The sequence below is a fragment of the Streptomyces sp. cg36 genome, assembly GCF_041080675.1.
Lineage (GTDB): Bacteria > Actinomycetota > Actinomycetes > Streptomycetales > Streptomycetaceae > Streptomyces.
Genome location: NZ_CP163520.1, coordinates 8,513,166 through 8,527,313, shown reverse-complemented (window position 1 = coordinate 8,527,313; position 14,148 = coordinate 8,513,166). Strand labels below are relative to the sequence as shown.

Genomic DNA, 14,148 nt, shown 5'->3' with positions numbered 1-14,148 from the left:
GTGAAGAGGAGGTCAAGTGAGGGGGCCGGGGTGCGGGGCTGCCCACGGGATGGGCAGCCCCGCAACGGCGGCATGGCGGCCTAGCTGGCGGGGCCGGTGGTGATGTCGAGCTCGTCGCCCTGTGCCAGCTGTGCGATGCCGGCGGGGCTGAGGACGCCCTGGTAGGCCCAGATATCGTCGATCTGGCCGGAGAACCAGTCCGCGTTGGCGACAGTGGCCGGGTTGCGGCCCAACCGCAGCTCCTGGGTGGCCTTCAGCGGCTGCTCCGCCGAGGTGAAAGAGATATGCGGGGTGCAGCCGGTGTCGGCGTCGGGGCAGATTTCGTTCTCCCGCTGCCCGTTCACATACAGCGCCAACTCGTTGGAGAAGGCGTCATAGGTCACCGCGAAGTGGTTCCAGAAGCTTCCGATGTCCTGCGAACTGGCAAAGGTATGCATCGCCACGGCGTGCTTGCCGGCATTGTCCACCGTTTCCACCTGCCACTCCCCGATGTTGCCGGGGCTGACCGGATCGTCGCTGGTGCGCAGGAACTTCCAGCGCACCGTGACTGCGGGGTTCTTGTCGCCTCCCAGGGAGAGGACCGTCATGTCGCGGTTCGGTGGCGCGGCCGACTGCGCCCACCCGGCGAGGGTGAAGCTCTGTCCGGTGTCCAGCGGCACCGTGCTGGTCTGTGCGAATCCGGTGCTCCCGTTCAGCGTCAGTGTGCCGGTGCCGACTCGGGCCTCGTCAGGCTTCGATATCGTCGCGCCGCCGTACAGGGATGCGGGGAACCGCCCGCGGTCCTCCGCCGAGACAGGCGGGGTGGCGGTGGTTGCGGCATCGAACCTCCACCGGGCTGCCAGCTGGGGACGCTGCTGGACCATTGTCCTGGCCTCGTCCTCGGTGACGATCCGGTCGAAGACACGCACGTCGTCGATGTCACCGCCGAGGAATTCCGCGGGCGTTCCCTCCCGGCTCAGCCCCGCGATCATGAGTGGCTTCGTCGTCGCCCACGGCGTGGCCTGGGCGTAGTCGCTCTCGTCGACCAGATAGCCGTTGATGTAGAGGCGGATCTTGTGGGTGACCGCGTCCGAGACGCCCACCAGGTGCGTCCACTCGTTGCTCGTCTCGCCGAAGCACGGCAGCCCGTTCACCGCGCCGGTGCAGGCGGGCTGGACCGCACGCACCAGGGTGTCGGCGGTGGAGTCCTCCGTGGACCGGCCGAAGATCCACTTCTTGTAGGAGGGCGAGTAGTACAGGGAAAACTCGGGCTGGTGGACACCGGGCTGGCTGATCGCCACCTTGGCGGTGGAGTCGCCGGCGGCCAGCGCAGGGCGGCGTACCCAGGCCGAGACGGAGAAGCTACGGGTGCCGTCCACCTGCGGGCGGGTGGTGGTGGCATATGCGTCTGCCCCGAACCGAGCTGCCTTGTCCTCGATGCCGTCCTGGATGCCCCGCTGCACCGCACCGGTGACCGTCAGGTCACTGGTCTCGGAGGTGCCGTTCGCGGTCGTGCCGCTCTCGTCCAGCGACCACACCGCCTTGGCGCCCGTCCCGCTGGTGACCTGGCGGTAGGCCGCCAGGTCCGTTGTCTCCGCGAGGCTCAGCGCGCGGTCGTAGACCCGGATGTCGTCCAGCGATCCCTTCCACGGGTCAGTGTAGGTGTCGCGCCAGCGCAGACGTCCGAAGTCCATCGCTCCGCGCGCCGACCACAGGCTGACCCCCTGCGTGGGTGTGGACGGGTTTCCGTTCACGTACAGGGTCAGGGTCTTGGCGGGTGCGTTGTACACCCCGGCCAGGTGCGTCCATTGGTTGGCCACCGGCGCCACGTCGGAGGAGGCGGTGTACCAGCTGTAGTCGGTGGCGTGGTCCGCCGTGGGCGCCTTGATGGTCCACTTCCCGGCGCTCAGGCCCAGTGTGACGGCGGCTTGGTGCACACTGCTCTGGCTCAGCGCCGACTGGAACTGCAGTGAAGGGTCAGCGGTGTTCACCCAGGCAGAGAGGGTGAAGCTCTGGTCCGTCTCCACGACCGCGCTCTGCGTGGAGAGGTAGTTCTTCGGCGTCCCGTCCGGCGCCGTCTCGCCCGTCACAGCCACTGCCGTACCGGTGTGCCCGGCCGCGCCCAGGGTGCCTCCGGTGACGGTGGCGGGGAAGTTCGCGGCCGGGCCTGATGCCAAGCCTGCGCTGCCGGCGGTGTCGTTCATCGCCCACCCGGCCCGCGGGGCCTGCCCGCGCCGCACGTTGAAGTAGTACGTGGTGGTCTCACCCGCGTTTCCCGCCGCGTCCTTGGCGCGGGCCGTGAGGATATGCGGGCCCTCGCTCGGCATCAGCATCCGCACCGAACGCGCGGCTCCCCCGCTGGTGGCCACCTCACGGGCGGCCGTCGGCTGCTGGTCCATCCCCCACTGGTAGGCCACCGCATCCTTGGAGGTGGTGGTGAAGGTGAAGGTGCCGTAGCGGCCCACTCCGTCCGTCCATGCCAGTGGTGCCTGCCCATCGTGCGACCCGGGGAAGTCGAGCGAAGTGGTCACCGGCCCCGCGGGTTTGCTGGTGTCGATGGTGAAGTAGCAGCCGGTGGGGGCGCCGTCCCAGCTCCACGGCCCCCACTCCGCACCGTCCCAGGCCCGCACCGCCCAGCCCACCGCCTTGTTCTGCGGTACGACGGAAGACGGCAGCAGGAGAGAGAAGGTTGAACCGGAGGCTCTGAACGTACTGGACGCGGGCGGGGTGTTCGCACCCCCGGTCGAATACCAAGAACCGTTGGTCCAGACGAGCGCGAACTGCACACCGATGCTGTCCTGGTCCGGATCCGACACCCGCGCATACAGCTGCGGGGCCTTCGTGATCGGTGTCGAAGTAGAGGAGCAGACACCGCCGGGCTGGGACGAGAGGTCTTTCATCGCGGGCTGGCGGGGCGGCAGGTTGTAGAACACCTGCAGGTATCCGTCGTCGGTGAACCGCTTCCACTGCCCGTATGCCGACGCGCTCTCACTTCCGGCCTTCAGACCCAGTGTCAGGTCGACCGCGTTGCGGTCGGCAACTGCCTGGACCGCATCACGCAGACCCGCCGGCTCGAACTCCGTGTATCCGGCCCCACAGCCGTCGAAGCCTCGTGCGTCGTTACGCGTCGCCAGGTACTTGTTCCAGAACGACGAGGACCCCATCGAGCTGGAGTTGTTCCACGTGCTGCTGGAGTTGATGCGCCCGGTGAGGAACAGGTCCACCGGCTGGGCAGTGCAACTCCAGGAGTGCGAGTTCCACGCCCGGAACTTGGCATCCTGAATGTGCTTGCCGACGAAAGCCTGGCCCCGCACCGGAATCGCGTACAGCACCCGCTTCACATCGGCCGGCACGCACCGGCCCTCGTCTCCGCAGTACCCCATGCCGAAGTCCCCGGAAAACTTCCAGAACGACGTATCCGACCAGTACCGGGAGATTCCCGCCCAACCCACTGCTCGAGGTGCTCGCACGTCGGGGTCGATCATCACCGGGAACACCGTGCCCGGCGCATCGAGCAGCTTCTGGTCCGGCGTCAACACCAGCGACTTCTGATCCGCAGGTACCGCCACCTCCACCGGTGCCGCATGAGCCGAAGGATCCACCGGTGCCTCCACCGCGAGCCCGGCTCCCTTCGACGCGGCAAGCGTCTTCAGCCGCGCAGTCGAGGTTGCAGGCATGCCGGAGCCGTCGGTCAGGCCGGGCGAGGAATCGAACATCATCGGCCTCGGGGCCTGGAACACCGTGCCGCCGCCCGCCTTGTCGACCATCGACAGCGAGCCGTCCGTCTCCTTGCGCACCATCAGGTCCGCGCTGGACATCCCCAGCTTCAGCTGGTCCAGCTCGGGGTTCTTCGCCGCCTGCGGCGTCTTCACCACGATCAGCTGCGTGAACCCCGATTCGGTGGCGGTCATCCGCAGGTCCACGTCCGGGAGGATCGAGTGGTACTCGGCCGTGCTCCCATTGATCACCGGCGTCGGCAGCGCCTTGGGCCAGGCGAGCTTCAGCTCTTTACCCGCGCTCAGCATCCGTACCAGCGGCTGCGAACCGCCACCGGAGAACTCCAGGTCCACGAGCGTCGCCGACGGCACCACCGCGCCGCCGCTCGTGGTGCGCAGGGAAGTGTCGATGGCGCGCCAGGCCCCGTCCCTGCGGGTGCGGACCGGCTTGGTGTGGATCGTCGCGGCGAGCCGACCGTCCGGCTTGGCCACCACGTCGCTCGTCTCACTCTGCAGCGAGGCAACATTCACGTCCTTGCCACTGTGCCGGGCCTCGGCCACCGCCAGCGACTCCGCGGTCTCCTGCTGTCCCGGATCGGCACTGCTCGACGCCGACCAGTCACCCGGAACCGCGGAATCCGCCACGGCCGTCAGCGGCTGCGCGCCAGCGAGCACAAGCCCCGATGCCGCAGCCCATCCCGCCCACCGCACCGTCACATGACGCCGGACCTGTCTCACGGCACGACGGCCGTCCCCACCCCACACTGATGCTCCCCCCACAGGAACCACACAGAAAACAAACAAGTGAGCGAATCCAACGAAACGCCAGCCCGACAGTCAACAGTGAGCTACGACACAGCCCGTCATTCCTTGATCCATCACCATTTCCACCAGTCGGCCGGATATGGCCAGCGCCAGCCATCACGGCGAGGTGAACTGCCCCTGAATACAACGTTTCAGGGCTGGCTTCAGGACACAGCCGCCCCTCCGGCCGGCCCCGGCGAACCCACCCCGTCGCGCACCGACCGTTCACGGATCTTTACTTTATGTTTACCGGCATAGTCGGTCGTCAGGCCCTCGCGCCCGCCGTGAACCGAGCTGTTCCTCAGCGCCGGAACCCAGTCGCCCCGCCCGGACTGCACTGCCGGCGCCGCCGGGGGACGGTGATCACCGCCGTGTCCGGGCCGTGGGGTAATCTCGCCGCTGATGCCGGGAGGCGGATGCCCTCGGTACCGAATGCACAGGGTGAGCAGTGACCAACTTGCCACCGCGGGCGGGGAGCGTTCGGAGCGCATGACGCGCCGCGGACACGCGTCGAAATCAGGCTGTGGGGGCCTTGCTGTGCCCGCGCGGCCCGTCGTCCCCTTCGCCTTCTTCGGTGCCACGTGGCCGACCGGGCCCCACGGCGACGCCGAACGGTTTCGCGACAGAGACTGCCTTGGTTGAACGTCTGGACGGGAATGTGACAGGGACTCAGATACGCGTCGACGCACCTCGCGGCCGGGGAGGCCGACGCGCCGCACCCGACGTCAGGGGCATACCGGCGACTCGTCGTGCAGTGGCGGCGTCATGGCGGCGGGCGCGTGCCGCGCTGCTGCTGCACGTCGGGCTGCGCCTGGTCGGCGTCGGCATGGTGGGTATATGGGGGCACCGCAAGGGGCTGGGACTGCACGAAATCCTGGCAACACGGTGGGACTCGGTCTACTACCTCAACATCGCCGAGCACGGCTACAGCGGCCCCATGCACCCCGCCTGCGGCCTCGGCGGCCCCACCTGCAAACTCGCTTTCTTCCCCCTGTACCCCACCCTGATACGTGCCACCACCGCCGTCACCGGCCTCCCCGCCAGCTGGGCGGCCTGGTCCCTCGCACTGACCGCCTCGCTCCTCGCCGCCTGGGGAATCTTCGCCGTCGCCGAGAAGCTCTACGGCTCACGGGCCGCCCTGTTCTCCGTCGCCCTGTACGCGATCGTGCCGCACGCCCTCGTACAGTCCATGGCCTACACCGAGCCCCTCTTCACCGCCCTCGCGGCCTGGGCCCTGTACGCGGTACTCACCCGGGCCTGGCTCACCGCCGGCACACTCGCGCTGCTCGCCGGCGCCACCCGCCCCTCCGGCCTGGCCGTCATCGCCACCGTCACCATCGGCGCTGCCTGGCAACTGCTGTCCGCGGCAAGAGGGCGCTCCACGGAGCCCGTTTCCTTCCAGGGGCGGCGCGCCCGCAAACGCCCTGCGGTGCGTCTGTACGCAGCGATAGCCCTGGCACCCCTGGGCTGGGCGGCGTTCGTCCTATGGGTGGGACACCGTATGAACCGCTGGGACGGCTACTTCGTCGAACAGCAGCAGTGGGGCTCCACCTTCGACGGCGGCGCCTTCACCGCCCAGCGCCTGCGCGCCCTGTTCACCCAACCCCAGCTCTCCCTGAACGATGTCGTGGTCGCCGCCACCCTCGTCACCGCGGTGATCCTGCTCGCCACTCTGGCACTGCGCCGCCCGCCCCTGGCCCTCTGGATCTACGCCGCCGCCCTCGTCCTCATCACCGTCGGCGGTGCCGGCTTCTTCCAGTCCAAGGCCCGCTTCCTCCTCCCCGCGTTCCCCCTCCTGTTCCCCCTCGCCACGGCCCTCGCCCGCGCACGCACCACCACCGTCTACGCCGTCCTCACCGGCACCGCCCTCGTCTCCGCCTTCTACAGCGGCTACCTCACCATGGTGTGGACCCACTCCCCATAGCGTTCAGGCGCAGTGGCCGAGGGTCATGCGCTGAGAACGGTGTGACGGCCGAGCGGTCCGAGGCGGCCGCAGGAGCAACAGGTTCACGGCCTGTGACGCTCTTCCCGAGCGCCGTACCAACGCCGGAGCGCGAGAGTGTGGCACGTACACCTCCGCAAGCCGAGACCGACGACCCGGGGGCCCGTCTGCTCAGCGGGCCGTTGCCAGCGGCCCAGCGGTGCGCGCGGCGCTCTATCCCAGTTGAGCCCGGTTCTGGTCGAGGGAAACGGTCGGGCGGCGTGTGTCAGTGCGGGATGTAAAGATCGCCGCATGGGAGTTCTGTATGGGTATTTTGTTGCCGCAGACGATGACGACGCGGTGCGGGCCGTGGTCCGCGAGGACGGCGAGGCGATCGCGACGGGCTATGACGGATTCGATGTCAACGGCATGGATCCGGTGACTGCCCTGCTTCCGGCCGAGGTTCTGCTGACTGGACGGACGGCCGAGGAGGTGAGCGCCGATCCGCGTCACGGTCACCAGATCGCGATGCTCGGCGACGGCGAGGTCCTGTGCCTGACACTGACCGAGGCCCTGCGTGACGCCCTCGCCACTGCTGATCGCGCCGCCTTCCACAAGGTCGCCCGCGAGTGGGCCACCTCGGATGTCTTCTGGACGCCGCCGGATCCGGACGGCCTGGCAGAATTCCTCCACCAGGCAGCCGACATGGCCAGCCGGGCGGTCGCGCGAGGGCACCGCCTGTACAGCTGGATGAGTGTCTGACAGGCAGGTGCACCTCCTGCCTTGCCCAAGACACTCGGATGAAGGACGGGGCAGGAGATGCCGGACCTCCCGATCAGACTGTGAAGCTGTCGTTCTGCTGACCGGGGGCCCTATCGGTTTCGTCAAGGGAATTGAGGTGCGCTCTCGCGAGGGGCAAGGCAGCATGGCGTGATGCCTGACCTGCTGTGGGATGACGTGAAAAGCTTCTTTGCTCCCTGTCTGAAGGGGGCGCTGGCGGACGTCCGTGTCCCGGATACCTCGCTGGAGGACTGGCAGGCAGTGCTTGATCTCGTTCGGTCGCAGGGGTGGTCGTGCGAGTACTCCGAGGACGGTGTTGCGGTCCGGCTTCCGCGAGCTGCGGACATGCTGGCCCGCGGCGAGGGTGCCGAGGCGTTGCTGAGGGTCTGGCCGGTCCCTGGATTCCTCGTGGTCTTTCGGGCACATGAGGCTGGCTCGGTCGACTTCGACGTTGATCTGCGGGAGTTGCAGGGGCAGGACGGCGTGGATGTGCTGTGCCGTCTGCTGCGGGCAATCGGGCGTCGGCTCGGTAAGCCGGTGTTGCTGAGCCCGGAGTCTGATCCGCTCCACCCGGTTCTCGGCTTCGACATCGAGGCCGACCGTGTGGTGCTGCTGGATGGATGACCCGGAAGTCATGTGACGGCCACTGACTGCGGCCCGTAGAAGGTGCCGTCGCGGCGCATCGCAAAGAGCACGTCGGCTCGTCGTCTGGCGAGGCAGAAAAGCGCTTGGGTTCGCGACCCAGGTGACCTCACCCGCGAGGCCGTCGTCGCGGCGCAGGGCCGCTGGTGAGCGGCCCTGCGCCCGGGACATCGAGGCGGGTCTGACGGATCTTACAGCCGCCCTTCAACCACTCGCGACCCAATTCCTGGCTGTCCCTGCTCGCGGTATCCGTCGTGGAGCATTGCACGGTCGGTATCTTTGGCCGGGCCGGTCCAGTTGGGCCCTGCGGGGCGCCCCGGGGCAGCACAACTCCGATGAGGGAGAGCGTTCATGAGCGTAGAGCCGGGTTCCACCCTTCTCAAGGACCAGTACGCGGCGCAGGTCGGTGCCGACCTGGAGACCAACGCCAAGGAGCAGGAGCGCATCCGCGGGGAGATTCATACCCTGAACGGCCGTCTGGTGACGCTGGAGGGTGACCACGCTCTGCTGACCACCATGCAGGCCACCCTCACCGGCGCCCAGGCCGCTGCCCGCATAGGCGCTGCGGCAGGCCCCAAGGCATCGTCGAAGGGGAAGCCTGCGGCACGGGTGTCCCGGCCGCGATCCTCCCAGCGCACGAAGCAGGACGTCCCGCCCACGGCCGCAACGACGCCCGCCTCCCCCGCCACCACCTCGCCCAAGCGGCGGGCGAGCGTGGAGGCTCCGCTGCGGGAGCTGGTCCTGGCGCTGTTCACCCACCAGGATCCCCGCTCCGTCGCCGACGTCCAGGCCGAGCTGGGGGCCGCGCATCCGCAGCGCACCCGGCCCAGCGCCCAGCTCGTGCGCAACACCCTCGAAGCCCTCGTCGCCAAGAGCCACTTGTCCAGGTCCCGCGTGGAGGGCGCCGTCCGCTACACCGCCCTGCCCGCAGCCCCGGCCGGCGCCCCCGTGCAGCCCACACCCAGCGCCGGCAACGCAGAAGCCGGGGCCTGACACGCGCACGGCAGGACGGCCGTACACCCGGCAGGCCGAGGTGCGGGCCGTGTCGGCGTGCGCATACGGCGGGCGGCCCCTACCGTGGCATCACCGCCCCCGACAGGACAGGCGGACCAGGGGCCCGCGGCCACTCGCACGTACGCGGGCCCCTTCCCCTGCCCCACCACAGCGCCCGCAGACACGGTCGGCCGGATACGTCGCCGGGCAGCAGGGGTGAGGGCCTCGCCAGATGGTCTGAGCGGGTCGCGGTGGTCTGCGGCCGAGCACTGTCGGCCGTGGACAGTCGGCGCTGTCCGCGGCGGGCTTCCTCCACCCCGCCCCCGACTGCAGGCCACCTGGATCGGGCGGTGAGGATCCTGGCCTCGGTCGACGCCCTTGTACCGGGCGACACGGCGCCGTTGGGCTTGGTGCTGCTCGCTCGCTGTCCCGAGTGGGGGTGAGCGCGCGGAGGGGTGCGGTGAGCGCGGACCTGTGGCAGGGAAGCCACTTTAAAATGGGGGCGCCTCGGCCGTACGGGACTCGCTTGGCCGCCTGTCCCGGACGGCCGAGTGCCTTTGCGCCGGGGCCTGTCCGGGCGGAAAAACCGAGGATGGGGAGGACCCGCTTCGATACGATGACAGCGGCTGGCAGCCACCTTCCGTCACCACGCGTGACGTCGTTGTGTGATCTGACTGATCACATCGGCTGCAGCTTCCCGACCGGGACCGCCGCGCCACTGCCGCTGGCGCCGTAGAGACGAAAGGGAGCATCCGAGGATGGCCCGACACCTGGTGACCAGCGCGCTTCCCTACATCAACGGGATCAAGCACCTGGGCAACATGGCCGGGTCGATGCTTCCGGCGGATGTGTACTCCCGGTATCTGCGCCAGCGCGGTCACGATGTCCTCTACATCTGCGCCACCGACGAGCACGGCACCCCGGCCGAGCTTGCCGCCCAGCAGGCCGGGCTGACGGTCGCCGCCTTCTGCGCCCAGGCCCACGAGGCGCAGAAGGCCGTGTACGACGGGTTCGCGCTGGCCTTCGACTACTTCGGTCGCAGTTCGTCGCGGCAGAACGTCGAGATCACCCAGCACTTCGCGCGCAAGCTGCACGAGAACGGGTTCATCGAGGAGCGGGCGGTCCGCCAGGTGTACTCGCCGGTCGACGGCCGTTTCCTGCCCGACCGGTACGTGGAGGGCACCTGCCCGCACTGCGGTTACGACAAGGCCCGCGGTGATCAGTGCGAGAACTGCACCCGCGTCCTGGACCCGACCGACCTGATCGGCCCGCGTTCGGCGATCTCCGGCTCCACGGATCTGGAGGTCCGCGAGACCAGGCACCTGTTCCTGCTGCAGTCCACGCTGCAGCACGAGGTCGAGGAGTGGATCGCCACCGTGAGCGGCCAGTGGCCGCACCTGTCCACCTCCATCGCCCGCAAGTGGCTGACCGAGGGGCTGAACGACCGCGCCATCACCCGCGACCTGGACTGGGGTGTGCCGGTCCCGGCCGACACCTGGCCGCAGCTCGCGGCCGAGGGCAAGGTGTTCTACGTGTGGTTCGACGCCCCGATCGAGTACATCGGCGCCACCAAGGAGTGGGCGGACGCCGCCTGCGACAGTGAGATCCGCGACTGGAAGTCCTGGTGGTACGAGGCCGACGACAGCGTCCGCTACACGCAGTTCATGGCCAAGGACAACGTCCCCTTCCACACGGTCATGTTCCCGGCCACCGAACTCGGCGTGCGCGAGCCGTGGAAGAAGGTCGACGTCGTCAAGGGCTTCAACTGGCTGACCTTCTACGGCGGCAAGTTCTCCACCTCTCAGAAGCGCGGCGTCTTCACCGACGCGGCCCTGGAGATCCTGCCCGGCGACTACTGGCGCTACTTCCTGATCGCCAACGCCCCCGAGTCGGACGACTCCTCCTTCACCTGGGAGCACTTCACCGCCACCGTCAACAAGGACCTGGCGGACACCCTCGGCAACTTCGTCAACCGCGTACTGTCGTTCTCCCGCAAGCGGTTCGGCAACGGGGTTCCGGCCGGGCACATCGCCGGCGAGGCGGAGGCGAAGCTGGGCGAGGAGATCGCACGGCTGCTCGGCGATTACGAGGAGCAGATGGAGGCCCTGCAGTTCCGCAAGGCCGCCACCGCCCTGCGTGCCCTGTGGTCAGCGGGCAACTCCTACCTGGAGGAGAAAGCCCCCTGGCTTCAGGTCAAGACGGACCCGGACGGCGCCGCGCTCACCCTGCGCACCGCGATGAACCTGATCCACCTGTACGCGGTCGTGTCCGAACCGGTCATCCCGGCCACGGCCGCCACCCTGCGCGGCGCCTTCGCCCTCGACGGCGACACCACGACCTGGGTCACCGCCGAACAGGCCAGGGCCCTGGACACCGTCCCGGCCGGCACCGCGTTCACGGTGCCGCCGGTGCTTTTCACGAAGATCACGGAAGAGGACCTGGAGTCCTACCGCGAGCGCTTTGGCGCAGCCCCGCACGCCTGACCGAGCCCCCCATCCCGTGCCGTCCGTACCGTCATCGAGTGCATGGGGGCGGCTGCGGCCGTGTCCAACGACCCGTTGGTGACACGGTGGGACAAGGGCGTGTATCAGGGGATGAGCCTGGCGCATTTGTCGCTAGGCCCGTCCGGGCGCTTCATGGTCGGTGGCGGTTGAGGACCCCGATGAGGGCGGCAAGGTCGGCGGCACCGGCCGGGTCATCGGCGTAGCGGGTGGTCTGGAGGGGTTCGACTTCAGGGAGGGTGATGCCCTCCCGGGCCAGGACGTGGACCAGGGTCAGCAGTGCGGCGCGGGCGTTGCCGTCGGTGAAGGGGTGGAAGAACGCCACATCGAGGTAGGCGCGGGCCGCTCGGGCCGCCAGCGGGATCTCCGGGTCGGTCGTCTCGCGCAGGCAGGAATCGAAATCGGCCTGCGTGTGCGGGGTCAGGCCGTAGCGCTCGCGGCCGGCTTTCGCGTAGGCGTCGCTCGTGCGGAACGGGACCTTTGCTGCGGCGAGGACTTCGCGCTGCCAGCCGGCCAGCAGGGCGAAGTCCAGCGGGGTGCGGCGTGCGGCATCTGTCAGGGACAAGGCGTGTGCGGCGAGCAGGCGTTGCGCGCGATGCGGGTCGCGCAGGCGGACCGGTCCCTTGCACCAGGACTGGAACCCGTCGCGGCCGGGCGGGAAGCGTCGCAGAGCCGGTGCGGACTGCCAGTCGGCCTCGCGGCGCGCGCGCAGCCAGAGGGAAAGGCTGTCAGTAGCGGTCATGGAGTTCCTCCAGCGCCGCCCTCTCCCGGTGGTCCTGGTAGGGGGCGTGGCCGGTGAGGCCGACTGCGAGGTCGTCGGCGACGGATTCGATCAGTGTCTGCTTCGGGTAGACCCAGCTCTTGAACCGGCCACCGATCGCGCGCTCCACCGCCAGCTCGGCCTCGTCCCGGTCCATGCCGGTGCTGGTGAGGAACCAGGCCAGGACGCGCGAGGTCTGGCCGCGCCAGGCGTTGTCCGCTTGCGAGTCCAGTGCGTGGGTCACCAGCCGGACGCAGGCCCGTTCCAGGTGCCAGCTGCGGTCCTGGGGTGAGGCGTCCGGCGGCGGCGCCAGCTCGGTGAAGCGCTGTGCCGTCCGCTCCAGCCACTGGCGCCACTCCAACAGCGCGGCCACGGCCCGGTCAGCGGTCTCGTCGGGGGTCGTCACCGAGCTCGGCCCGCCGGTCCAGTTGCCGATGGGCCCGCTGTTGTAGTGGTACCAGTTCCATCCCCAGGCCCAGGTGCCGTATCGCTCCCGGATGATCGCGTCCACCTGGCTCTCGCACCAGCGCTCTCCTTGCCACCAGCCGGCCATACCGGAGAGCACGGGTGGCACCCATTCGCGGACCAGCGAGCGGAGGTGGGCTTCCTCGTCCTCGTCCCAGGCGAACGGGTGGCGGGCAGGGTCCGACATTTCCCAGTTCCGCATGTCCTCGTAGGTGACGTGAGGCACGCGGTTGTCGGGGAAGGGCAGGGTGTCACGGTTGTACGTCAGGGCTGGCCACTCTCTCTGTCCCATGCGATCGACCCACCAGTCTCACCTCCAAGCCCCTCCCCTCGCGAATGGTTTTCGCACCCCACCCATGAGAGTGGCCCCGGGTACAGAGATCCGTGCACCAGCCTTCGCTACCTGCGTCGGTCCGAAGCCGCTCCACCGACCTGGCGTTGAGCTCTGCCGAGTAGTCTCGCCCTGAGAGGAGGCGTCATGAAGTCACTCGGGACCTTGTTTGTGGCCGCGACCTGGGGTGTTCCGCTGGTCAGTGTGCTGGGCGGGGTGATTGCCGCGGTGGCCATCACACGTTGGCGCCGCCGCGCGATCAGCGCTCTGGAGAGGGACGAGGAAAAGTAAGGCGAACCTGCCCTTTGGACATCCGGTCGGTAGGGAAGCGCGAGCGCTCAGGAGATCGGCGCCGAGGGCATCAGCGGCGCCCGATCATCCGCCTCCGCAGGTCAAAGCCCACCCGTTGCATAATCTTCAGGCCGCGTCGTCTCGTTCTCGTTCGATGGCGGCGAGGCGGTTCTTGAGGCGGTAGCTTGGGCCGTTGATGGAGATCACTCCGCAGTTGGCGGAGGAGGCGGTCGAGGATGGCCGCGCAGCCATCGTGGACCGACTCACCTTCAATGCCACTCTCATCGAGACCGGCACCGAGTCCTACCGCCTCGCCCGCACCAAAGCCCGCCAGGAGAAAACCGGCACCCGGCTACGGCAAGGTCCCCATTCAAGTCGCCCCGCGGAGCCAGCTCACGACGCCTGACCTTCACCAATCAGCCACGAACCGGGGCCAGTTGACGTCGCCTGGGCGGAGCCGCTGAACGTCGCCCCAGCCATGCCGGTGCCCCCTCCCGGGCAGCGGAGCGGCCAGAACGTGTCGTTCACGGTGTGCGGCAGGTACACGGACTCCGAACTCGCCCAGCGGGTGTAGGAACGCGGCGCGGACCACGAAGAGCGCAGGAACTCGCCCCGCTTGGAGGCACAGAGGAAAGGTCCCGAGCAGACCTCGTGGCAGGGCGAGGAGAGCTACCCGAGGCTCTTCACCGTGGGGGGCGCCCACGTCGAGCCACACCCACCCCTCGACCTGGTTGCCTGATTGGGTGCCCCGTTCCCCGGGGGTCGCCCCGGGCGTCGAGGTGGGCCCGGCAGGTGAGGCGGAGGGTGAGGGCGGCCAGGTGGCCGGTGAGCAGGGGGGTTTCGGATGTAGGCGGTGAGGCGGTCACGGCCGTGCCAGGGCAGCACGCTGTTGCCCGTAGGCGATCAGCAGGCGGCCGGTCCGGGTCTCGATGTCGTCGCCGGCCTCCAGGCCACGACCGCGCACC

General features: G+C 68.9%; 9 protein-coding genes and 1 pseudogene. 6 read left to right on the top strand and 4 right to left on the bottom strand.

Going from position 1 to position 14,148, the window contains the following annotated elements; all coding sequences use genetic code 11:
- Nucleotides 1-80 precede the first annotated feature (80 nt).
- Nucleotides 81-4,340 (bottom strand): LamG domain-containing protein, encoded by a 4,260-nt coding sequence (locus tag AB5J87_RS37580; protein ID WP_369383249.1) that lies wholly within the window; start codon nt 4,338-4,340, stop codon nt 81-83.
- A 913-nt stretch (nt 4,341-5,253) separates the two neighbouring features.
- Between AB5J87_RS37580 and AB5J87_RS37575 the strand changes: the two genes are divergently transcribed.
- From AB5J87_RS37575 to metG, 5 genes are all read left to right on the top strand, one after another.
- Nucleotides 5,254-6,423: a glycosyltransferase family 39 protein gene (locus AB5J87_RS37575; RefSeq protein ID WP_369383248.1), complete on the top strand. Its 1,170-nt coding sequence runs from the start codon at nt 5,254-5,256 to the stop codon at nt 6,421-6,423.
- A 309-nt stretch (nt 6,424-6,732) separates the two neighbouring features.
- Nucleotides 6,733-7,182, top strand: a complete 450-nt coding sequence (locus tag AB5J87_RS37570) for a hypothetical protein (protein WP_369383247.1) — start codon at nt 6,733-6,735, stop codon at nt 7,180-7,182.
- Between the two features lie 171 nt (nt 7,183-7,353).
- On the top strand, nt 7,354-7,824 hold the full coding sequence (locus tag AB5J87_RS37565) for a hypothetical protein (RefSeq protein ID WP_369383246.1): 471 nt from the start codon (nt 7,354-7,356) through the stop codon (nt 7,822-7,824).
- A 369-nt stretch (nt 7,825-8,193) separates the two neighbouring features.
- Nucleotides 8,194-8,835, top strand: coding sequence for a hypothetical protein (locus AB5J87_RS37560; RefSeq protein ID WP_369383245.1), 642 nt, complete (start codon nt 8,194-8,196; stop codon nt 8,833-8,835).
- Between the two features lie 758 nt (nt 8,836-9,593).
- A complete protein-coding gene (metG, locus tag AB5J87_RS37555) occupies nt 9,594-11,318 on the top strand; it encodes a methionine--tRNA ligase (protein WP_369383244.1) in 1,725 nt (574 codons plus the stop codon).
- 151 nt (nt 11,319-11,469) lie between these two features.
- On the opposite strand, the gene AB5J87_RS37550 is transcribed toward metG, so the two are convergent.
- Both AB5J87_RS37550 and AB5J87_RS37545 read right to left on the bottom strand, forming a co-directional pair.
- The gene (locus AB5J87_RS37550; protein WP_369383243.1) at nt 11,470-12,078 is read right to left on the bottom strand and encodes a Fic family protein; all 609 of its coding nucleotides are present in this window, start codon (nt 12,076-12,078) and stop codon (nt 11,470-11,472) included.
- Nucleotides 12,065-12,853, bottom strand: a complete 789-nt coding sequence (locus AB5J87_RS37545; protein WP_369383242.1) for a hypothetical protein — start codon at nt 12,851-12,853, stop codon at nt 12,065-12,067. Before AB5J87_RS37545 ends, AB5J87_RS37550 begins: the two co-directional genes overlap by 14 nt.
- A gap of 186 nt (nt 12,854-13,039) precedes the next feature.
- Between AB5J87_RS37545 and AB5J87_RS37540 the strand changes: the two genes are divergently transcribed.
- A complete protein-coding gene (locus tag AB5J87_RS37540) occupies nt 13,040-13,183 on the top strand; it encodes a hypothetical protein (RefSeq protein ID WP_369383241.1) in 144 nt (47 codons plus the stop codon).
- A 126-nt stretch (nt 13,184-13,309) separates the two neighbouring features.
- Here AB5J87_RS37540 and AB5J87_RS37535 read toward each other — a convergent pair.
- Nucleotides 13,310-13,424: pseudogene (locus AB5J87_RS37535) on the bottom strand (ATP-binding protein); the annotation flags it as partial.
- Nucleotides 13,425-14,148 lie beyond the last annotated feature (724 nt).

What these genes read in the sequence shown, in the direction of transcription:
- AB5J87_RS37570 (WP_369383247.1), top strand. Translation starts at nt 6,733, where the DNA reads ATGGGAGTTCTGTATGGGTATTTTGTTGCCGCAGACGATGACGACGCG.
- AB5J87_RS37565 (WP_369383246.1), top strand. Translation starts at nt 7,354, where the DNA reads ATGCCTGACCTGCTGTGGGATGACGTGAAAAGCTTCTTTGCTCCCTGT.
- AB5J87_RS37560 (WP_369383245.1), top strand. Translation starts at nt 8,194, where the DNA reads ATGAGCGTAGAGCCGGGTTCCACCCTTCTCAAGGACCAGTACGCGGCG.
- metG (WP_369383244.1), top strand. Translation starts at nt 9,594, where the DNA reads ATGGCCCGACACCTGGTGACCAGCGCGCTTCCCTACATCAACGGGATC.
- AB5J87_RS37550 (WP_369383243.1), bottom strand. Translation starts at nt 12,078, where the DNA reads ATGACCGCTACTGACAGCCTTTCCCTCTGGCTGCGCGCGCGCCGCGAG.
- AB5J87_RS37545 (WP_369383242.1), bottom strand. Translation starts at nt 12,853, where the DNA reads ATGGGACAGAGAGAGTGGCCAGCCCTGACGTACAACCGTGACACCCTG.
- AB5J87_RS37540 (WP_369383241.1), top strand. Translation starts at nt 13,040, where the DNA reads ATGAAGTCACTCGGGACCTTGTTTGTGGCCGCGACCTGGGGTGTTCCG.